We start from the raw sequence: 20,481 nt of genomic DNA, 5'->3' as shown, positions 1-20,481 counted from the left end.
GTCGACGTGGATGATCCGCGGCCCCCTGCGGCGCGGCCCGCGTTCGCCGAATCGGCGGAACGGGTGCGCTCCCTCGCCTTCCGTTCCGACTTCGTGGTGCGAGAGATCCCCGCGCCCGCAGGCCTCGCGCCCGACGCCATCGCCCTCGCCGGTGACGTGCGTCCGGAGGAGCACGGCGTCGACTCCCCCTACGGCACCGGCCGGTTCATCCTGCTGCATGACGATGCGGGCGTGGACTCGTGGGGCGGCCCGTGGCGGATCGTGTGCTTCGCGCAGGCGCCGCTGGAGACCGAGATCGGCACCGACCCCCTGCTGGCTGACGTAGCCTGGTCATGGCTGGTCGAGGCACTCGAATCCCGCGGGGCGAAGTACCACGCGGCATCCGGGACCGCCACGAAGACGCTGTCGAAGGGTTTCGGCACACTCGCCGATCAGGGTGACGGTGCCCAGATCGAGCTTCGGGCATCGTGGTCGCCGACCAGCGACATCGCCCTGCACGTTCAGGCGTGGGGCGAACTGGTGTGCATGCTGGCGGGATTGCCGCCCGGGTCGGAGGAGATTGCTGTGTTCGGACCGCGCCGAGGCGCTCGTGGCTGAGTACGTCGTCATCGAGGATGCCGCAGGCCTCGCCACCGCGTGTGCTGCGCTGGCTGCCGGCGATGGCCCCGTGGCCGTCGATGTGGAGCGTGCCAGCGGCTTCCGCTACTCCCAGCGCGCCTACCTCGTGCAGGTGTTCCGGCGGGATGCCGGGGTGTTCCTGTTCGACCCGCCCGCCATCGGCGACATGACGCCGCTGCAGGCAGCGATCGGCGACGTCGAGTGGGTGCTGCACGCCGCGAGCCAGGATCTTCCGTCGCTGCGTGAGATCGGGCTCGAGCCGCCGTCGATCTTCGACACGGAACTCGCCTCCCGCCTGCTCGGTCATGAACGGGTGGGGCTCGGCGCCATCGTCGAAGAAACCCTGGGCATCACCCTGGACAAGGCGCACTCCGCCGCGGACTGGTCGACACGGCCGCTGCCGCAGGCGTGGCTGGAGTACGCCGCACTGGACGTGCTGCTGCTCGTGGATGTGCGCGACGTGCTCGCTGCCGAACTCGAGGAGCAGGGCAAGGTGCAACTGGCCGCCGAGGAGTTCCAGGCGGTGCTCGAGCGTGCTCCCAAGCCGCCGCGCGAAGACCCGTGGCGGCGGTTGAGCGGCCTGCACACCGTGCGCGGTCGCCGCGGACTCGCGGTGGCGCGGGCGCTGTGGACGGCCCGCGAGGAATACGCCCGCGAGCAGGACGTCTCCCCCGGCCGCCTCGTTCCCGACCGCGCGCTGGTGGCGGCGGTGCTGGCCGATCCCGCGACGAAGCAGGAGCTGTCGAAGGTCAAGGACTTCACGGGCCGCGCGAGCCGCTCCCAGCTCGACCGGTGGTGGGCGGCGATCGAAGCGGGCCGTGCCGACACGTCGTTGCCGCCCGAGCGGGTGCCCGGCGACAGCATGCCCCCGCCCCGGGCGTGGGCCGAGCGCAATCCCGCCGCCGACGCCCGGCTGAAGGCCGCGCGGCCCGAGGTGGAGCGGGTGGCCGAAGAGCTCGGCATGCCCACCGAGAACCTGCTCACCCCCGACACGCTGCGCCGCGTCGCCTGGGCGCCGCCCGAGCCGCTCGACGTGGCATCGGTGTCGGCGGCGCTCGCGGCGCTCGGCGCGCGCCCGTGGCAGGTTGAACGAACCGCACAGGTGATCACCGACGCGTTTGTGCGTTCCGTGCAAGGCGGGTCCGAGGAGCCGGAGGCGGCTTCGTAGGATCGCCCCAACCGATTCTCCCGCGCAGAGACCGATTTCTAGGCTGACTCGGATCCCAACTATTGGAGGCAGAGTGGCCGAGATTTCGGACGTCTTCTTCGTCGATGGTGTGCGAACCCCGTTCGGGCGCGCCGGCGAAAAAGGCATGTACTGGAACACCCGATCCGATGACCTCGCCGTCAAGGCGACCATCGGGCTCATGCAGCGCAACCCGGGCGTTCCGGCGGACCGCATCGACGATGTCGCCATCGCCGCGACCAGCCAGACCGGCGACCAGGGCCTGACGCTCGGACGGTCCGTGGCCATCCTCGCCGGACTCCCGCAGACGGTCCCCGGCTTCGCGATCGACCGCATGTGCGCAGGAGCCATGACGAGCGTGACCACGATGGCCGGCTCCATCGGCGTCGGCATGTACGACGTCGCCCTCGCCGGTGGCGTGGAGCACATGGGGCACCACCCCATCGGTGCCGACAGCGATCCCAACCCGCGCTTCGTCGCCGAGAAGATGGTCGACCCGGGGGCCCTGAACATGGGCGTCACCGCGGAGCGCATCTTCGACCGGTTCCCGCACCTGACCAAGGAGCGCTCCGACCGGTACGGCATGCTCAGCCAGCACAAGCTGCAGGCCGCCTACGACGCCGGCAAGATCCAGCCCGACCTCGTGCCGGTCGCGATCAAGGATGCCGAAGGGGCATGGGGCCTCGCCACCGCCGACGAGGGCCGTCGCCCCCAGACGACGATGGAAGACCTCGCGAACCTGAAGACGCCGTTCCGCCCGCACGGGCGCGTCACCGCGGGTACCTCGTCTCCGCTCACCGACGGCGCGACCATGTCGCTGCTCGCCGGCGGCGGGGCCGTGAAGCAGCTCGGGCTCGCCCCGAAGATGAAGCTCGTCTCGTTCGCCTTCGCCGGCGTGCAGCCGGAGATCATGGGCATCGGCCCCATCCCCTCCACCGAGAAGGCGCTGCGCAAGGCCGGACTCGACATCTCCGACATCGGTCTGTTCGAGCTGAACGAGGCGTTCGCGATCCAGGTGATCTCGCTGCTCGACCACTTCGGCATCGCCGACGACGACCCGCGCGTGAACCCCTGGGGCGGCGCGATCGCCGTGGGCCACCCGCTCGCGGCATCCGGGGTGCGCCTCATGATCCAGCTCGCCGCGCACTTCGCCGAGCGACCCGACGTGCGCTACGGACTCACGGCCATGTGCGTCGGCCTCGGCCAGGGCGGCTCGGTCATCTGGGAGAACCCCCACTTCGACGGCAAGAAGCGGAAGTAGAGCGACATGACCGACTACGAATCCATCGATTTCTCATCGATCCTCTCCCCCGCCGCCACCGAGGGCGAGGTGATCACGCACTCCCCCGTGCGCGACATCGCGCTGGCCAGCGGAGCAGTGCTGTCCCTGATCACACTCGACAACGGGCGCGACCACACCCGGCCCAACACGCTGGGCCCGGCGACCCTCGCCGAGCTCGGGCACACCCTCGCGGGTCTGAAGGCCCGGGCCGCCGCGGGCGAGATCCAGGCGGTCGGCATCACCGGCAAGCAGTACATCCTCGCCGCCGGCGCCGACCTGTCCGACATCTCGCGCGTCGGCTCGACCGACGACGCCCGCCTGGTCGCCCAGCTCGGGCACAAGGTGCTCGGCTCGCTCGGCGACCTCGGAGTGCCCTCGTTCGCGTTCGTCAACGGCCTCGCCCTCGGCGGTGGGCTGGAGATCGCGCTGAACTCCACGTACCGCACGGTCGACGCGTCGGCCGCCGCGGTGGCGCTGCCCGAGGTGTTCCTCGGCATCATCCCGGGCTGGGGTGGGGCGTATCTGCTGCCCAACCTCATCGGCATCGAGAACGCGCTCGAAGTGGTCATCTCCAACCCGCTCAAGCAGAACCGCATGCTCAAGCCGCAGCAGGCGTTCGAGCTCGGGATCATGGATGCCATCTTCCCGGCGTCGAACTACCTCGAGGAGTCGCTGCGCTGGGCCGACGGCGTGCTGACGGGCGCCGTGAAGGTGCACCGCAAGAACGAGCCGGGCAAGATGGAGCGGCTCACGAAGTGGCCCATCGCGATCAAGATGGCCCGCGGCATGCTCGAGTCCAAGATCGGCACCGTGCCGCGTTCGCCCTATGTCGCACTCGACCTGCTCGACAAGGCCAAGAGCGGCACGAAGGCCGAGGGGTTCGCCCGCGAGGACGACGCGCTGGCCGAGCTGGTGACCGGCGACCAGTTCGCGGCATCCATGTACGCCTTCGGTCTCGTGCAGAAGCGCGCCAAGCGTCCGGTCGGTGCCCCCGACAAGCAGCTGGCCAAGAAGGTCACGAAGGTCGGCGTCATCGGCGCGGGCCTCATGGCCAGCCAGTTCGCGCTGCTGTTCGTGCGCAGGCTGCAGGTGCCGGTGCTCATCACCGACCTCGACCAGGCGCGCGTGGACAAGGGCCTGGCCTACATCCGTGACGAGATCGGCAAGCTCGAGGCCAAGGGTCGGCTCGATGCCGATGCCGCCAACCGGCTGCGGGCGCTGGTGCGCGGAACGACCGACAAGAGCGACTTCGCCGACTGCGACTTCGTGATCGAGGCGGTGTTCGAAGAGGTCGGCGTGAAGCAGCAGGTCTTCGGCGACATCGAGGAGGTCATCGCCGACGACGCGATCCTGGCGACGAACACCTCGTCGCTGTCGGTCGAGGAGATCGGTGCGACGCTCGCCCACCCCGAGCGGCTGGTCGGCTTCCACTTCTTCAACCCGGTGGCGGTCATGCCGCTCATCGAGATCGTGAAGACGCCGACGACGTCGGATGCCGCACTGTCGACGGCGTTCGTCGTGGCCAAGGGCCTCGGCAAGAACGCCGTGCTCACCGCCGATGCCCCGGGCTTCGTGGTGAACCGCCTGCTGGCGAAGGTCATGGGCGAGGCCGCGCGCGCCGTCTACGAGGGCACGCCGCTGCTGAGCGTCGAAAAGGCCTTCGCGCCCATCGGCCTGCCGATGACGCCGTTCCAGCTCATCGACCTGGTGGGCTGGAAGGTCGCGGCGCATGTGCAGGACACGATGGCCGCCGCCTTCCCCGACCGGTTCTACGCGAACGAGAACTTCCACGCGCTCGCACAGCTGGATGCCGTCGTGGAGAAGGACAAGAGCGGTCGGGTCACGGGCTGGACCAAGCAGGCCGAGAAGGTGCTCAAGGGCTCGGTCGGCTCGTCGCCGGCGTCGGCGGACGAGATCCTGCGCCGCGTGCAGGACGGCCTGGCGCAGGAGATCCGCATCATGCTGGACGAGGGCGTCGTGCCCGAGGTCGAGGACATCGACCTGTGCCTGATCCTCGGCGCCGGCTGGCCGTTCATCGACGGTGGGGCCTCGCCCTACCTCGACCGCGAGGGTGCGTCGGAGCGTGTGTTCGGCGACACGTTCCACCACCCCCCGATCCGCGGGATCGCCGCGGTCTGAGGCGAATGCGAAAGGCGGCCCCGGGCTTCGGCTCGGGGCCGCCTTTCGCGCGCGCTGGGGCGCTACTGCGCTGCGCGCACCCGCAGGTCGCGGGCGAGGTGGTCGCGCTGCTCCACGACGATGCGGCGCAGCGCCGCAGGCGCGTCGGCGTTGTCGGCGAGCCAGGCATCCACCGGTGCGAGCGAGTCCGATGCCGGGAAGAGCCCGCGGACGAGGCGTCGGGCGATCTCGATGCTGCGCTCGGTCCAGGTGGGGCGCAGGCGCGCGAAGTAGTCCGCGTCGAACCCGGCGACGAGGTCGCGGCGGTCGCCGGCGCGCACGCCCGCGATCGTCGCGCTCAGGTGATCGTTGGTGAGCGTCGTGTCCTCCCACGCGGAGTGCCACGCGTCCGCGCGTACGCGGGCGAGCGGCCGGGATGCGCACATCTCGATGTAGGCGGTGCGCCCCGTGGCGGTGGCGTCGCGGGCGAGCTCCGCATCGGCATCCGTCGTGTCGGCGTCGCCGGTCGTCGCCAGCGCCGTCCACCACGTCCAGCGCAGCTCCGGGTCGAGGGCCAGGCCTGCGGGCGGCTGCTGCGTGCCGGTGAGCAGAGCACGCAGCTCGGCGGCGCGGGCTCCGTCGTCGGCCGCGGCCGACCCCACCGCGCGCGCCCACGCCAGCTGGGCGCCGCTGCCGGGGGCGGCATCGGTCATCGCCTGCCAGGTCGCCTCGAGCCAGGCGGCGTGCTGCGCGGCGCGGTCGGCTTCGGGCACGTAATGGCCGATCGCGAACGCGGCGTTGGCGAGCACATCCGTCAGCAGCGCGATGTTCGTCTCTGCGGGCGCGTGACGGCGCACGATGTCGAGGTAGCGTGCCACGGGCAGCTCGCCGTCGCGGGTCGCGTTCCACAGCGCCGACCACACGATGCCGCGGGTGAGCGCATCGTCGATGGTCGACAGCGCCGCCTGCACGGCGTCGAGCGATGCCGCGTCGAGCCGCACCTTGGCGTAGGTGAGGTCCCCGTCGTTGGCGAGGACGAGATCCGCGGTCGCCGCCGCCGGCATCGGCACGACGGTGCGCTCGTCGACGATGTCGAGCTCGACGCCGCCCTCGCGCACGAGGCGCCCGTCTTCGAGGAGGTACGCCGCGACGCCGAGCCGGTGCGGGCGGGGAGGGGTCTGCACGATGGTCACGGCGCCGTCGCCGCCAGCGTCGCCGCGCTCGATCGAGACGGTGCTGACGCCGGTGGTCTCCAGCCACGCGCGCGACCAGGCGCGCAGGTCGCGGCCGGACGCCGCCTCGAGCTGCGTCAGCAGGTCGGCCAGCGTGGTGTTGCCGTACGCGTGGGCGGTGAAGTAGCGCCTGGCGCCCTCGAAGAACGCCTCCTCGCCGACGAATGCGACCAGCTGCTTGAGCACCGCCGCGCCCTTGGCGTAGGTGATGCCGTCGAAGTTGAGCTTCGCGGCCTCGAGGTCGGGGATGTCGGCGACGATCGGGTGGGTCGTGGGCAGCTGATCCTGCTGGTATGCCCACGACTTCCGCCGTGCGGCGAAGGTGACCCAGGCGTCGGTGAACCGGGTGACCGCGGCGGTCGCATGCGCGCCCATGTAGTCGGCGAACGACTCCTTCAGCCACAGGTCGTCCCACCAGCGCATCGTCACGAGGTCGCCGAACCACATGTGCGCCATCTCGTGCAGGATCGTGTTGGCTCGGCCTTCGCGCTGGGCGACGGTGGCGGCCCCGCGGAAGACGTACCCTTCGGTGAAGGTCACCAGCCCGGGGTTCTCCATCGCGCCGAGGTTGTACTCGGGAACGAACAGCTGGTCGTACTTGCCCCACGGGTAGGGATACGCGAACGCGTCGGTGAAGAAGTCGAGCCCCTGCCGGGTGACCTCGAGGATCTCCTCGGCGTCGAGGTGCGACGCCAGCGACGCGCGGCACAGCACGCCGAGCGCCACGGTCTGCTCGCCGCGCTGCCAGGTGGCGTCGACGCGGTGGTAGGGGCCGGCGGCCACCGCGGTGATGTAGCTCGACAGCGGGGGCGTCGCGGCGAAGTCCACGCGCTGCGCGTCCGCGGCGGCGACCGTCGTGATCGCCGGCTGGTTCGACAGCACCTGCCACCCCAGCGGCGCAGTGACCGTGAACTCGTACCGCGCCTTCATGTCGGGCTGTTCGAAGCACGCCATCACGCGGCGCGCGTCGGCCGGTTCATACTGCGTGTAGAGGTAGGTCGCGCCGTCCACCGGATCGACGAACCGGTGCATCCCCTCACCCGACCGGCTGTACGCGCCACGGGCGACGACGCGCACGGTGTTGTGCGGACGCAGGTTGCGGATGCCGATGCGTGCGCCGTCCCAGTCGACCGGTTGTGCAACGCCGTTGACCTCCACATGCTCGACGGCCTCGCCGATGAAGTCGATCCACGTCTGGGTGGCGCGGTCGGCGGCGTCGAAGCGGAGGGTGCTCGTCGTGGCGAAGCCGGTGACGGTGGCATCCGGTGCTCCCGTCACATCGAGTTCGACGTGGACGGAGTGAAGGGTGATGTCTGCGGACCGGGCGGCGGTCTCTTCCCGCCCGAGGTTGGCGCTGCTCATCCCTCCATGCTGTCATGCGCGCAGCGCCCACCGAGGCGTCGCGCTCCGCGCGTGGTCAGCTCTGGCCGTCGCCGGTCTGGGAAGCCCCCTCGGGGCTCGTCATCTGCGTGACCCACAGCGCGCCGGTGTCCGTCGCGGGACGCGCGACGGGGATGCGGGTGCCGAGCACCTGCGCGACGACGTCGTTGGCGATCTTCGACGCGGTGAGCCCCGCATCGGCGAGGATCTGGTCGCGCGAGGCATGGTCGATGAATTCGTCGGGCAGGCCCAGTTCGTCCACCGCCGTGTCGACCCCGGCCTCGCGCAGCACCTGACGCACGCGCGTGCCGATGCCGCCGACGCGGATGCCGTCTTCGAGGGTGATCACCAGGCGGTGCGCGGCGGCGAGCTCGACGATCGACGGCTGCACCGGGATCGCCCAGCGCGGGTCGACGACGGTCGCGCCGATGCCCTGCGCGCGCAGCCGCTCGGCGACCTCCATCGCGAGGTGGGCCATGGGGCCGATGCCGACCAGCAGCACGTCTTGCGCCTCGCTGCGGGCGAGCACATCGACACCGTCGGCGAGCCGTTCGATCGCGGGCAGGTCCGCGCCGACGGCACCCTTGGGGAAGCGCACGACGGTCGGGGCGTCATCGACCGTGAGCGCCTCGCGGAACTCCTCCCGCAGGCGCTCCGCGTCACGCGGCACGGCGATGCGGATGTGCGGCACGAGCTGCAGCATCGCGAGGTCCCACACGCCGTGGTGGCTCGGCCCGTCGGGGCCGGTGACGCCGGCGCGGTCGAGCACGAAGGTGACGCCGGCCTTGTGGAGTGCAACGTCCATGAGCACCTGGTCGAACGCGCGGTTCATGAAGGTGGCGTACAGGGCGACCACGGGGTGAAGTCCGCCGTAGGCGAGACCGGCGGCGGATGCCACGGCGTGCTGCTCGGCGATGCCGACGTCGTAGACGCGGTCGGGGAAGCGCTGCGCGAAGGGCAGCAGGCCGGTGGGCCGCAGCATCGCGGCGGTCATCGCGATGATGTCGTCGCGCTGCTCCCCCGCGGCGACGAGCTCCTCGGAGAAGACGTCGGTCCAGGCGGTGGCGCCGGCCCCGCCCACGGCGACACCCGTGAGGGGGTCGATGCGCCCGACGGCGTGGAACTGGTCGGCCTCGTCGCTGAGGGCCGGAGCGTAGCCGCGGCCCTTCTCGGTGATCGCGTGCACGATCACGGGCGCGCCGTAGGACTTCGCCAGCTCGAGGGTCTCCAGCATCGCGGCCATGTCGTGGCCGTCGACGGGGCCGAGGTATTTGATGTCGAGGTTCGAGTACAGCGCGACGTTGTTGACGAACCGCGAGAGGAACCCGTGCGTGCCGCCACGGATGCCCCGGTAGAAGGCACGCGCCGCCGGGCCGAGGCTCCGCGACAGCGTGGCCGAGCCCTTGTGGAGGGTGCGATAGCTGTCGGCGGTGCGCACGCGGTTGAGGTAGCGCGCCATGCCGCCGATCGTGGGGGCGTAGGAGCGGCCGTTGTCGTTGACGACGATGACGAGGTTGCGGTCGTTGTCGTCGCTGATGTTGTTGAGTGCTTCCCACGTCATGCCGCCGGTCAGCGCGCCGTCTCCGACGACGGCGACCACATGACGATCGGTGCGACCGGTGCGGGTGAGGGCGCGGGAGATGCCGTCGGCCCAGCTGAGCGAGCTGGAGGCGTGTGAGGACTCCACGACGTCGTGCGGACTCTCGCTGCGCTGCGGGTAACCGGCCAGACCGCCCCGTGAGCGCAGCTGCGAGAAGTCCTGCCGACCCGTGAGCAGCTTGTGCACGTACGACTGGTGTCCGGTGTCGAAGATGATCGGGTCGTCTGGCGAGCGGAACACCCGGTGGATGGCGATCGTGAGTTCGACCACACCGAGGTTGGGACCCAGGTGTCCGCCGGTCTGGGAGACGTTCTCGACGAGGAACTCGCGGATCTCCCCCGCGAGCGTCTCGAGTTCTTCGACCGTCATCCGGTCGAGGTCACGCGGTCCGGAGACCGAGGAGAGAAGGGACATGCGTCTCCTTTCGGGGGGCCACACAGGTTTTGAAGTCTACCCGCGCGATTTCTGCGACGGATGCGAACAGGCCCGGAGTCGACGACTCCGGGCCTGTTCGCAGGTGCGTCAGACGAGGCTGCGCAGCACGTACTGCAGAATGCCGCCGTTGCGGTAGTAGTCCGCCTCACCGGGGGTGTCGATACGCACGATCGCGTCGAACTCCACGGTCTGCTTGCCCTCGGGCGAGAACTCGCTCGGCTCGGCGGTCACCCGCACGGTCTTGGGCGTGACGCCCTCGTTCAGCTGCTCGAGGCCCGTGATCGAGACGATCTCGGTGCCGTCGAGGCCCAACGACTCCCAGCTGTGACCGGCGGGGAACTGCAGCGGCACGACGCCCATGCCGATGAGGTTCGAGCGGTGGATGCGTTCGAAGCTCTCGGTGATGACCGCCTTGACACCCAGCAGGCTCGTGCCCTTGGCCGCCCAGTCGCGCGACGAGCCGGAGCCGTACTCCTTGCCGCCGAAGATGACCAGCGGAGTGCCCTGGGCCTGGTAGTTCATCGACGCGTCGTAGATGAACGACTGGGGGCCGCCGGGCTGGGTGAAGTCGCGGGTGTAGCCACCCTCGACGACCTTGCCGTCGTTGACTGCGCTCACGAGCTGGTTCTTGAGGCGGATGTTCGCGAACGTGCCGCGGATCATCACCTCGTGGTTGCCGCGACGAGAGCCGAAGGAGTTGAAGTCCTTGCGCTCGACACCGTGCTCGGTGAGGTACTGCGCTGCGGGCGTGCCGGGCTTGATGTTGCCGGCCGGGCTGATGTGGTCGGTGGTGACCGAGTCGCCGAGCGTCGCCATGACGCGTGCGCCGGTGATGTCGGCGACGGGCGTCAGGTCCATCGACATGCCCTCGAAGTACGGCGCCTTGCGCACGTAGGTCGACTGCTCGTCCCACTCGAAGATCGGGCCGGTGGGGGTGGGCAGGTTCTTCCAGCGCTCGTCGCCCTCGAACACGGTGGCGTACTGCTTGATGAACTGCTCACGCGAGATCGACGTGTCGATGGTCGCCTGCACCTCATCGGGCGAGGGCCAGATGTCCTTGAGGAACACGTCGTTGCCCTCGGTGTCGGTGCCCAGCGGGTCGGTCTCGAAGTCGAAGTTCATCGAGCCGGCCAGCGCGTAGGCCACGACCAGCGGCGGCGAGGCGAGGTAGTTCATCTTGACGTCGGGGCTGATGCGCCCCTCGAAGTTGCGGTTGCCCGAGAGCACCGCCGTGACGGCCAGGTCGTGGTCGTTGACGGCGGCGGAGACCTCGTCGATCAGCGGTCCCGAGTTGCCGATGCAGATCGTGCAGCCGTAGCCGACGGTGTAGAAGCCGACCGCTTCGAGCGCCTTGTCGAGCCCCGACTTCTCGTAGTAATCGGTGACGACCTTCGAGCCCGGACCGAGCGTCGTCTTGACCCACGGCTTGCGCTTGAGCCCCTTTTCGACCGCCTTCTGCGCCAGGAGCCCCGCGGCGATCATCACCGACGGGTTGGAGGTGTTGGTGCAGGAGGTGATGGCGGCAAGGGTCACCGCCCCGTTGTCCAGCTCGTAGCTCTCCCCCTCGGGCGTGGTGACCTCGACGGGCTTGGACCACTCGCGGTTGCCGCTGTTGATGTGCACCTCGCGGGTGGTCGGCTCCTCGACACCCGGGGCCTGGCCGGGGTCGGATGCCGGGAACGAGTGCTTGGACTCGAGGTCGACGATGTCCTCCGAGGTGGAGGGCGTCGCGTAACCGATGATGTCCTTCTCGAACTGCGACTTCGCCTCGGACAGCAGGATGCGGTCCTGCGGGCGCTTCGGGCCGGCGATCGAGGGGACGACCGTGGAGAGGTCGAGTTCCATGTACTCGCTGAACGCGGGCTCGGTGTCGGCGTCATGCCACAGCGACTGTGCCTTGGCGTACGCCTCGACGAGGGCGACGCTCTGCTCGTCGCGGCCGGTGAGGCGCAGGTAGTCCAGCGTCACGTCGTCGATGGGGAACATCGCCGCGGTCGAGCCGAACTCAGGGCTCATGTTGCCGATCGTGGCGCGGTTGGCCAGCGGCACCGATGCCACGCCCGCGCCGTAGAACTCGACGAACTTGCCGACCACGCCGTGCTTGCGCAGCATGTCGGTGATCGTGAGGACGACGTCGGTCGCGGTGACACCGGCGGGGATCTCGCCGGTGAGCTTGAAGCCCACCACGCGCGGGATGAGCATCGAGACGGGCTGGCCGAGCATGGCGGCCTCGGCCTCGATGCCGCCGACGCCCCAGCCGAGCACGCCCAGGCCGTTGACCATCGTGGTGTGCGAGTCGGTGCCGACGCACGTGTCGGGGTAGGCCCGCAGCACGCCGTCGACGTCGCGGTCGTAGATGACCTTCGCCAGGTGTTCGATGTTGACCTGGTGCACGATGCCGGTGCCGGGCGGGACGACCTTGAAGTCGTTGAACGCCGTCTGGCCCCAGCGCAGGAACTGGTAACGCTCGCCGTTGCGCTCGTACTCGATCTCGACGTTGCGCTCGAGGGCGTCGGGCGAGCCGAACAGATCGGCGATGACGGAGTGGTCGATGACCATCTCGGCCGGCGACAGCGGGTTGATCTTGCTCGGGTCGCCGCCGAGTGCGGTGACCGCCTCGCGCATGGTGGCGAGGTCCACGATGCAGGGCACGCCGGTGAAGTCCTGCATGACGACGCGGGCGGGCGTGAACTGGATCTCGGTGTCGGGCTGCGCGTCGGGATCCCACGAGCCAAGGGCCTGGATCTGCTCCTTGGTGACGTTGGCACCGTCTTCGGTGCGCAGCAGGTTCTCCAGCAGCACCTTGAGGCTGAACGGCAGCTTCTCGTAGCCGGGGACCGTCTCGATGCGGAAGATCTCGTAGTCGGTGCTGCCGACCGTCAGGGTGCTCTTCGCACCGAAGCTGTCAACACTGGACACGTGTGGCTCCTTCGTCGGCGGGTGGGCATGCTGCCGCCCGCTCTCCATCATCCCCGGCTCGACGGAGCGCGGCTAGTGAGGCGCGCCTAACTCGTCTGGGGAGGAAATTTATCTTGATGTCAAGATAAATGTATCACTGCGGCTTGCGGATGTAGAGAGCGCGCGCGGCGAGCCACGTGACCGCGATGAGCGGCGCGAACAGCGGCAGACCCATGACCAGCTTCAGTGTGCCCAGTGTCGCCACGTCACCGGCGAAGTACAGCGGCAGCTGCACGGCGAGACGCGCGTAGAACAGGGCCGCCCACGCCAGGGCGAGCCAGAAGAACACGCGCCGCTTGCGCCGATCGCGGCGCCACGCGGTGCCTTCGCCCATGAGGTAGCCGGCGGCGAGGCCGATGAGTGACCAGCCGATGAGGGCCGACACCAGCAAGGCGGTGCCGTACGCGGCGTTCGTGATGAATCCGGGGACGAAGTTGTCTTCGCCGCGTCCGGTCAGAAGTGCCAGTGCCGCGGCGGCGGCGGTGGCGATGAGACCTCCGAGGGCGGCGGAGGGCGGGGTGCGCTGCAGCAGTCGCAGCAGGGTGAACACCAGCGCGAGCCCGACCGAGAGGCCGAGGCTCAGCGGCAGGTTCGCCTCACCCGTGTCGCGGTCGATCGTGAGGGTGTACGCGACCACGAAGACGAGGCCGGGCAGCACCGACTCGGCGACGCCGCGCCACCCGCCCATCGCGTGCCACACGACGTGCCCGGTGGAGCGCTCCGCGCTGGGGTCGAGCCCTGCGCGGCGCGCGGCGCTGCCGAGCGCTTGACCGAGGATGTCGCTCGCGCGCGGTTCGGGCTCGGGCGGGGTGTTGCGGGGGTCCTCGCCCGGGGTGCTCACGCGCTGCCCGGCGTGGCCGGCATCTTCAGCGGAATGAGATCCCGCGGCGGCATGGGGGTCCCGCCCCGCACGACCACGAGCGAGCGGAACAGGTCTTCGACGCGGGCGGCGGCATCGGTGTCGGCGGTCGCAGCACCGCCGATCACGCCGCGCAGGAACCAGCGCGGGCCGTCGACGCCGACGAAGCGGGCGAGCCGTTTGCCGGTGGCGCCGTCGGCGCCGGCCACGGGGACCTCGGCGAGCAGTTCCGGGCCGAGCGGGCCTTCGCGCTCTTCGACGCGCCCGCCCTGCTGGCGGATCTGCTGACGGATCTGCTCGCGCGTCTCGTCCCACAATCCCGTCGAGCGGGGGGCCGCGAAGGGCTGCACCTGCAGCGTCGACTCGGCGTAGTCGAGCCCGACCGCGACGATGCGCTTGGTCTGCTCCTCCACCTCGAGACGCAGGTTCAGGCCCTCGCGAGGCAGCACCTTGATGCCACCGAGGTCGATGTAGGGGCGCACCGGGTTGGCCTCGGACTCGTCGAACGGGCCGTGCGCGGCGCGGTCCTCGGGCGCGGCCTTGCGCGGCGGCAGTTCCTGCGGCGTCTGGTCGGTCATGCGTCCGTTCCTGTCTTCTGGTAGCCGGTCGAACCGAATCCGCCCTCGCCGCGCACGCTGTCCGGCAGTTCCCGCATGGGCAGGAAGCGCGCGCGTGTCACGGGCATGACGATCAATTGTGCGATGCGGTCGCCCACGGCGATGTCGTACGCCTCGGTGGCGTCGGTGTTGAGCAGAGCGACCTTGATCTCCCCGCGGTAGCCGGCATCGACGGTGCCGGGCGCGTTCACGATGGTGATGCCGTGCTTGGCGGCGAGGCCGCTGCGGGGCACCACGAACGCGGCGTGCCCCTCGGGCAGTGCGATGCGCACGCCGGTGCCGACGAGCGCACGCTGGCCGGGAGCCAGGCGCAGTGCTTCGGTGGAGACGAGGTCCGCTCCCGCATCGCCGGGGTGGGCATAGGCCGGAACGTCGGGTGCAACAATGGGAACGTCCACGGATTCGGTCACCCCAAGAGGCTAATGCAGAAGACAGCGGCCGGCATGCGCCCGGCATACGCGTACCGCGAGCGGCTCAGCCCCTCGCTCTGGGTGCTGGTCAGCGCCGCAGTGATCGGCCCGATGGCCGCGCTCGTGCTGACCCCCATCGCCCCCACTCTCGCTCTCGTGGTGGGAGCGGTCGTCGGTGTCGGGGCGATCGCGTTGCTCATCGCGCTGTCCCCGGTCGTGGAGGTGCGCGACGGATGGCTGCGCGCGGGTCGGGCGAAGATCGAGGTGCGCCACCTGGGCGAGCCTGAGTCGTTCACGGGCGAAGCGGCCCGCCAGGCGCGGGGACCGCAGCTCGACCCGCGCTCGTGGCTGCTGGTGCGCGCCGGAGTGGACGCGATCGTGCGGGTGCCGATCGAAGACCCGCGCGATCCGGCGCCGTCGTGGCTCATCTCCACCCGCACGCCCGACCGTCTCAGTGCGGCGATCCGCGCTGCACGGCCGGGCGGCTGACAGGACTTTACGCGGCGCACTCCAGGCACACGGCACCGTGAGGGGTGTCGTGGTCGATCTGTGAGCGGTGCTTCACGAGGAAGCAGTTGGCGCAGGTGAACTCGTCCTCCTGCGGGGGCAGGACGACCACATCGAGCTCGAGGTCGGAGAGGTCGGCGCCGGGGAGTTCGAAGCCGGAAGGGTTGTCGGCATCCTCAACGTCGACTGCGCCCGAGAGCTTGTCGGGTACACGCTCCTTGAGCGCTTCAATCGACTCGCTGTCATCCTCGGTCTTGCGCGGTGCGTCGTAATCGGTGGCCATTCTCGAACGTCTCTTCTTTCAGTTCAGCGTGCGGGTTCGCCCGATCGGGCGGCGATAGTTTGCATGACGAGAAGCCTTTTCGCAAATGCTCTCAGGAGCTGTGCAGACTCCGTGCTGATCGCCACCGCGTGAAACTCGCGGCGCGCCCCGGTTATTCCGGGCGGAAGGCGTGTGCTGTGACACCATGGGCGCACACGGCAGATTCGGAGGGGTGTTTCGTATGGAACAGCTCAAGGTGATCGGCACCGAAGACGGCACGATCGTCCTCGCAACCGAGACGGGCGAGAGGTTCGCCCTTCCCGTCGACGACGTGCTGCGCGCAGAACTGCGCAAAGCACGCCGCGACCGCGACGGCGAACGCCGCGCACCCAAGGCGAGCCCTCGGGAGATCCAGGCGCACATCCGCTCCGGCATGTCCGCAGCCGAGGTGGCCGAGCTTCTCGGTCAGCGAGTGGAGGACGTGCAGCGCTACGAGGGCCCGGTGCTCGCCGAGCGCGAGCACATCGTCGGCCAGGCGCTGTCGGTGCCCGTGCTGGTGGGCAGCGAACTGGAACCTGACGCGCAGCCCACGTTCGGCGCGGCCGTGCGGGCCAAGCTCGCCGAGGCGGGTGCCGTCTCGGAGCGCTGGACCAGCTGGCGGGAGCAGAACGGCTGGATCGTCAAGCTCGAGTTCACCGCGGACGACGTCGACCACGACGCACGCTGGACCTTCGACCCGCGCCGCAGCACGCTGGCGCCTCAGAACAGCGACGCCACGCAGCTGTCACGTCAGGGATCGCTGCCCGACGGCCTCATCCCCCGGCTGCGTGCCCTCGACCACCCGATGGGTGGCGGTGGCAAGGACGAGTCGCGCTTCGACAGCGGGGCCTTCGGTCCTCGCCGCCCACAGGAGCCCGAAGCCGACATCGAGGTGCCCGAGATGCGTTCGCCGCGCTCGTCCGCCGTGCAGTCGGCCGCCATCAAGCGGGCACCCGACGCACCCGTGACCTCGTCGGAGACCGCTGACCTGCTCGAGGCGCTGCGCCGCCGCCGCGGTCAGCGTGAGCCCTTGCCCGGCACCCCTGCCGCCGCCGGCACGTCTTCGCCCTCGCCGATCGCCCTGTTCGACACGGCCGAGCCGACCCACGACGCGGCGCGGACGGAGCGTCCCGCCGAGGAGTCCACCCCGGCATCCCACGAGACTCCGACGTCCGATGCCGGCGGCCGCCGCAAGGGGTCGCGCCCGTCGATGCCGTCGTGGGATGAGATCGTCTTCGGTGCCCGCACCGAGGAGTCTTAACCCGCGTAGGCTCCCAGCCGGATGAGCGGCACGATGCGCTCCTCCGGTGTCAGTGAGCCGTGCTGGCCCACCATCTTCTGCGGACCCTTGTCGGTGATCCGGTCGTCGTAGTACGCGATGGCGGAACGGGCGGCCACGATCACGTCGCCGATGCGCGGCAGCACCTCGGGGTGCGTCGGGCCGAACAGGCCCGCTGCGACCGCCTCGTCGCGGGAGAGCACCCACGACCGCTCGCCCTCGGCCGTGCGCCAGGCCGCCAGCACCGCTGCCGCCTCGCCCTCTTCGGCATACAGGTGCAGCATCCGCGGCTCGCCGCCGATGACGCGCACGCCGTCGGTCAGCCCGTCACCGTGACCGAGCAGCAGATGGCGGTGGCGCGGCACATCGACCATGCCGTGGTCAGCGGTCACCACCACGCCGGTGCGCGGCGACACGCGCTCGGCGAGGCGCCGTGCCGCGGCATCCACTCGCTCGAGTCCCGCAGCCCACTCGTCGGACTCCCACCCGTGGCGGTGGCCGAGTGAGTCGAGTTCAGGGGTGTACAGGTAGGTGAGGGAGCCGGGGTGACGCGCGGCGATCTCGGCGGCGCGCTCCACCCGCTCGTCGAGGTCGTCGGCGGCGATGAACTCTCCCCCGCGCAGAATCGCGGTGGTGAGACCCGTGGCGGCGTACTCGGATTTCGTCACCACGAAGCACGGGCGTCCACCGTCGTGCTCGCGTTCGAGCAGGGGCTGCGCCCGCTGCCAGGTGTACGGATCGAGACCGTGCGTCTCCCAGCCCTTGAGCTGGTTGGGGGCATCATCGCTGCCGGGGATGCGCACGCGGTAGCCGACGATGCCGTGGCTGCCCGGATCCACGCCCGTCAACAGGCTGGTGAGCGCCGCGGCGGTGGTACTCGGGAAGACGGTGTGCGCGATGTCGCGCTTGCCCATCGCCCCCGCAAGGAAGCGGCCGTGACCGGCGCGAGTGGAGAGGTTCGAGCGGCCGAGGCCGTCGACCACGAACACGATCGCGCTCCGGGCGGGCGGGAGCCAGTCGTCATCGCCCGACAGTGAGGCCAGCACGTGCGGGACGACACCGGTGAGGCTCCGGGCGGAGGTCGGGTCCGCGGGTACGCTGAGATACATCGCGGCCAGTCTCCCACACCGGGCGGATGGCCCCCTTTCCCGTCACCCGAGGACGCACCCACTTCCATGGCAGCATCGCGTAACGCCCCCGCTCCCGCCGCGCTCACCGAGCGCATCGAAGACGTCGACGTCTCGACCGAGATGCAGGGATCGTTCCTCGAATACGCGTATTCGGTCATCTACTCGCGGGCACTGCCCGACGCACGCGACGGCCTGAAGCCGGTGCAGCGGCGCATCCTCTACCAGATGGCCGAGATGGGCCTGCGGCCCGACCGCGGTCACGTCAAGAGCGCCCGCGTCGTGGGCGAGGTGATGGGAAAGCTCCACCCGCACGGTGACTCCGCCATCTATGACGCCCTCGTGCGTCTGGCGCAGCCGTTCGCGCTGCGCGTGCCGCTGGTCGACGGGCACGGCAACTTCGGCTCCCTCGACGATGGCCCCGCCGCGGCGCGCTACACCGAAGCGCGGTTGGCCCCGGCGGCCCTGGCACTGACCGAGAGCCTCGACGAGGACGTCGTCGACTTCATCCCCAACTACGACGGCCAGTTCCAGCAGCCCGAGGTGCTGGCTGCCGCCTTCCCCAACCTCCTCGTCAACGGCACCACCGGCATCGCGGTCGGCATGGCCACCAACATGGCCCCGCACAACCTCATCGAAGTGGTGGCCGCCGCGACCCACCTCCTCGACAATCCCGAGGCGACGCTCGAAGAACTCATGGAGTTCGTGCCGGGGCCCGACCTCCCCGGGGGCGGCGTGATCGTCGGGCTCGACGGGGTGAAGGATGCCTACGCCAGCGGCCGAGGCACCTTCCGCACCCGGGCGAAGGTGTCGATCGAGTCGCTCGGTCCCCGTCGGATGGGGCTCGTCGTCACCGAGCTGCCCTACATGGTGGGTCCGGAACGGGTGATCGAGAAGATCAAGGACGCCGTCAACGCGAAGAAGCTCACCGGCATCGCCGACGTCGCCGACTTCACTGATCGCAACAACGGGATGCGGCTGGTCATCGGCATCAAGACCGGCTTCGACCCGAAGGCCGTGCTCGAGCAGCTCTACCGGCTCACGCCGCTGGAAGACACCTTCGGCATCAACAACGTCGCCCTCGTCGAGGGGCAGCCCCAGACCCTGGGCCTCAAGCAGCTGCTGCAGGTCTACCTGCAGCACCGCATCCAGGTCGTCACCCGCCGCAGCCGCTACCGTCTCGCGCGCCGGCAGGATCGCCTGCACCTCGTGGAGGGCCTGCTCATCGCGATCCTCGACATCGACGAGGTCATCCAGGTCATCCGCACCTCCGACGACGGCGAGCAGGCCCGTGCCCGCCTCATGGACGTCTTCGACCTCTCCCAGGCGCAGGCGGAGTACATCCTCGAGCTGCGCCTGCGGCGCCTGACGAAGTTCTCCCGCGTCGAGCTCGAGACCGAGCGCGACCAGCTCAAGGCCGAGATCGCCCAACTCCAGGAGTTGCTGGGGAGCGAAGTGCTGCTGCGGGCGCAGGTGGCGCGCGAACTGGATGCGGCGGCCGAGACCTTCGGTACGCCGCGGCGCACGCTGCTGCTCAACGGTGGGCCGGTCAAGACGCGCTCGCGCGCGGCGGCCCCCGCCGATCTGCAGATCGCCGACGCGCCGTGTCGCGTGTTCCTTTCGGCCACCGGCCGCATGGTCCGCGCCGAGCTGCGCCCGGCAGGCGAGGCGGGTGAGGATGCCGGCACCGGCATCGTGCCGCCCACGCGCCGCAGCAAGCACGACGCCATCCGCTCCGCCGTCGACACCACGACCCGCGGCGACATCGGAGCGGTGACCAGCGCCGGACGGCTCGTGCGCTTCTCCCCCGTCGACCTGCCGTCGGTGCCGGGCAACTCGGTGCAGCCGGCCGCGGGCACGCGCGCCGACCAGTACCTCGGGCTCGCCGGCGGCGAACACGTCGTGGCGCTCGTGCCACTCACCGACAACCCGCCGCTCGCGATCGGCACCGCGCAGGGCGTGGTCAAGCGCGTCGCGACCAGCGAGATCGCCCACAAGCACGACATCGAGATCATCTCGCTCAAGCCCGGGGACCGCGTGGTGGGCGCGGCGCTCGCGCCCGACGACTCCGAGCTCGTGTTCGTGACCTCCGACGCGCAGTTGCTGCGCTTCGACGCGTCGTCCGTGCGGCCGCAGGGTCGCTCGGCCGGCGGCATGGCCGGCATGCGCATCGCCGAGGGCCAGCACGCCATCTACTTCGGCGTCGTCGCGGCAGGGACCGAGGACCAGGCGGTCGTCGTCACGATCGCCGACACGTCGCAGACGCTCGCCGGGGCCGATGCCGGCAGCGGCAAGGTGTCGGCGCTGGCCGAGTACCCGTCCAAGGGCCGCGCGACCGGCGGTGTTCGGGCCCAGCGCTTCCTGAAGGGCGAGGACACGCTGTCGCTCGCCTGGGTCGGGGTCGAGCCCCGCGCGGTCGGGCCCGACGGCGCCGTGCGGGCGCTTCCCGTTCCCGGCGCCAAGCGCGACGCGTCGGGTCAGCCCCTGGATGCGGTCGTCGGCGCCATCGGCACCGTCGTCGCCTGACCCTCGGCCGCTTCGCGTTTCGTCTCGCTGCGATCGCTCAGCGACC

The 20,481-nt window shown here is 70.2% G+C and carries 15 protein-coding genes; 7 read left to right on the top strand and 8 right to left on the bottom strand.

The window, feature by feature from the left end:
- Positions 1-6: 6 nt before the first annotated feature.
- The 4 genes from H9651_RS09175 to H9651_RS09160 all read left to right on the top strand — a co-directional run bounded on the left by H9651_RS09175 (position 7) and on the right by H9651_RS09160 (position 5,225).
- Complete coding sequence (locus H9651_RS09175) at positions 7-597, top strand: DUF3000 domain-containing protein (RefSeq protein ID WP_191719015.1); 591 nt, start codon at positions 7-9, stop codon at positions 595-597.
- Positions 590-1,786, top strand: coding sequence for a ribonuclease D (locus H9651_RS09170; protein ID WP_191719014.1), 1,197 nt, complete (start codon positions 590-592; stop codon positions 1,784-1,786). Before H9651_RS09175 ends, H9651_RS09170 begins: the two co-directional genes overlap by 8 nt.
- Positions 1,787-1,859: 73 nt before the next feature.
- Positions 1,860-3,065 (top strand): thiolase family protein, encoded by a 1,206-nt coding sequence (locus H9651_RS09165; protein ID WP_191719013.1) that lies wholly within the window; start codon positions 1,860-1,862, stop codon positions 3,063-3,065.
- Between the two features lie 6 nt (positions 3,066-3,071).
- Positions 3,072-5,225, top strand: coding sequence for a 3-hydroxyacyl-CoA dehydrogenase NAD-binding domain-containing protein (locus H9651_RS09160; RefSeq protein WP_191719012.1), 2,154 nt, complete (start codon positions 3,072-3,074; stop codon positions 5,223-5,225).
- A 62-nt stretch (positions 5,226-5,287) separates the two neighbouring features.
- Here the strand turns inward: H9651_RS09160 and pepN are convergent, their stop codons facing one another.
- The 6 genes from pepN to dut all read right to left on the bottom strand — a co-directional run bounded on the left by pepN (position 5,288) and on the right by dut (position 14,695).
- Positions 5,288-7,798 carry an aminopeptidase N gene (gene pepN, locus H9651_RS09155; RefSeq protein WP_191719011.1) on the bottom strand — a complete coding sequence of 837 codons (2,511 nt, stop codon included), beginning with the start codon at positions 7,796-7,798 and terminating at the stop codon, positions 5,288-5,290.
- Positions 7,799-7,853: 55 nt separating this feature from the next.
- Positions 7,854-9,830, bottom strand: coding sequence for a 1-deoxy-D-xylulose-5-phosphate synthase (gene dxs / locus H9651_RS09150; protein ID WP_191719010.1), 1,977 nt, complete (start codon positions 9,828-9,830; stop codon positions 7,854-7,856).
- A 108-nt stretch (positions 9,831-9,938) separates the two neighbouring features.
- Positions 9,939-12,818 (bottom strand): aconitate hydratase AcnA, encoded by a 2,880-nt coding sequence (gene acnA, locus H9651_RS09145; protein WP_191719296.1) that lies wholly within the window; start codon positions 12,816-12,818, stop codon positions 9,939-9,941.
- Between the two features lie 85 nt (positions 12,819-12,903).
- Entirely contained in the window at positions 12,904-13,650 is a 747-nt protein-coding gene (locus H9651_RS09140; protein ID WP_191719009.1) for a DUF3159 domain-containing protein, read from the bottom strand.
- Positions 13,647-14,246 carry a DUF3710 domain-containing protein gene (locus tag H9651_RS09135; RefSeq protein WP_191719008.1) on the bottom strand — a complete coding sequence of 200 codons (600 nt, stop codon included), beginning with the start codon at positions 14,244-14,246 and terminating at the stop codon, positions 13,647-13,649. The genes H9651_RS09140 and H9651_RS09135 overlap by 4 nt, the downstream gene beginning before the upstream one ends.
- Entirely contained in the window at positions 14,243-14,695 is a 453-nt protein-coding gene (gene dut, locus H9651_RS09130; RefSeq protein ID WP_191719007.1) for a dUTP diphosphatase, read from the bottom strand. Before dut ends, H9651_RS09135 begins: the two co-directional genes overlap by 4 nt.
- A 12-nt stretch (positions 14,696-14,707) precedes the next feature.
- On the opposite strand from dut, the gene H9651_RS09125 reads away from it, so the two are divergent.
- The gene (locus H9651_RS09125) at positions 14,708-15,184 is read left to right on the top strand and encodes a DUF3093 domain-containing protein (protein WP_191719006.1); all 477 of its coding nucleotides are present in this window, start codon (positions 14,708-14,710) and stop codon (positions 15,182-15,184) included.
- A 7-nt stretch (positions 15,185-15,191) separates the two neighbouring features.
- Here the strand turns inward: H9651_RS09125 and H9651_RS09120 are convergent, their stop codons facing one another.
- On the bottom strand, positions 15,192-15,485 hold the full coding sequence (locus H9651_RS09120) for a DUF4193 domain-containing protein (protein ID WP_191719005.1): 294 nt from the start codon (positions 15,483-15,485) through the stop codon (positions 15,192-15,194).
- A gap of 220 nt (positions 15,486-15,705) precedes the next feature.
- Between H9651_RS09120 and sepH the strand changes: the two genes are divergently transcribed.
- Positions 15,706-16,764, top strand: a complete 1,059-nt coding sequence (sepH, locus tag H9651_RS09115; protein WP_191719004.1) for a septation protein SepH — start codon at positions 15,706-15,708, stop codon at positions 16,762-16,764.
- On the opposite strand, the gene H9651_RS09110 is transcribed toward sepH, so the two are convergent.
- The gene (locus H9651_RS09110; protein ID WP_191719003.1) at positions 16,761-17,891 is read right to left on the bottom strand and encodes an alkaline phosphatase family protein; all 1,131 of its coding nucleotides are present in this window, start codon (positions 17,889-17,891) and stop codon (positions 16,761-16,763) included. The genes sepH and H9651_RS09110 overlap by 4 nt on opposite strands.
- A 66-nt stretch (positions 17,892-17,957) precedes the next feature.
- Between H9651_RS09110 and H9651_RS09105 the strand changes: the two genes are divergently transcribed.
- Positions 17,958-20,435: a DNA gyrase/topoisomerase IV subunit A gene (locus tag H9651_RS09105; protein ID WP_191719002.1), complete on the top strand. Its 2,478-nt coding sequence runs from the start codon at positions 17,958-17,960 to the stop codon at positions 20,433-20,435.
- Positions 20,436-20,481: the final 46 nt, after the last annotated feature.

It is taken from the genome of Microbacterium pullorum (genome assembly GCF_014836535.1).
In the GTDB taxonomy this organism is placed as follows: domain Bacteria; phylum Actinomycetota; class Actinomycetes; order Actinomycetales; family Microbacteriaceae; genus Microbacterium; species Microbacterium pullorum.
The sequence above is the reverse complement of the archived record's forward strand: the minus strand, read 5'-3'. Positions and strand labels throughout refer to the sequence as shown.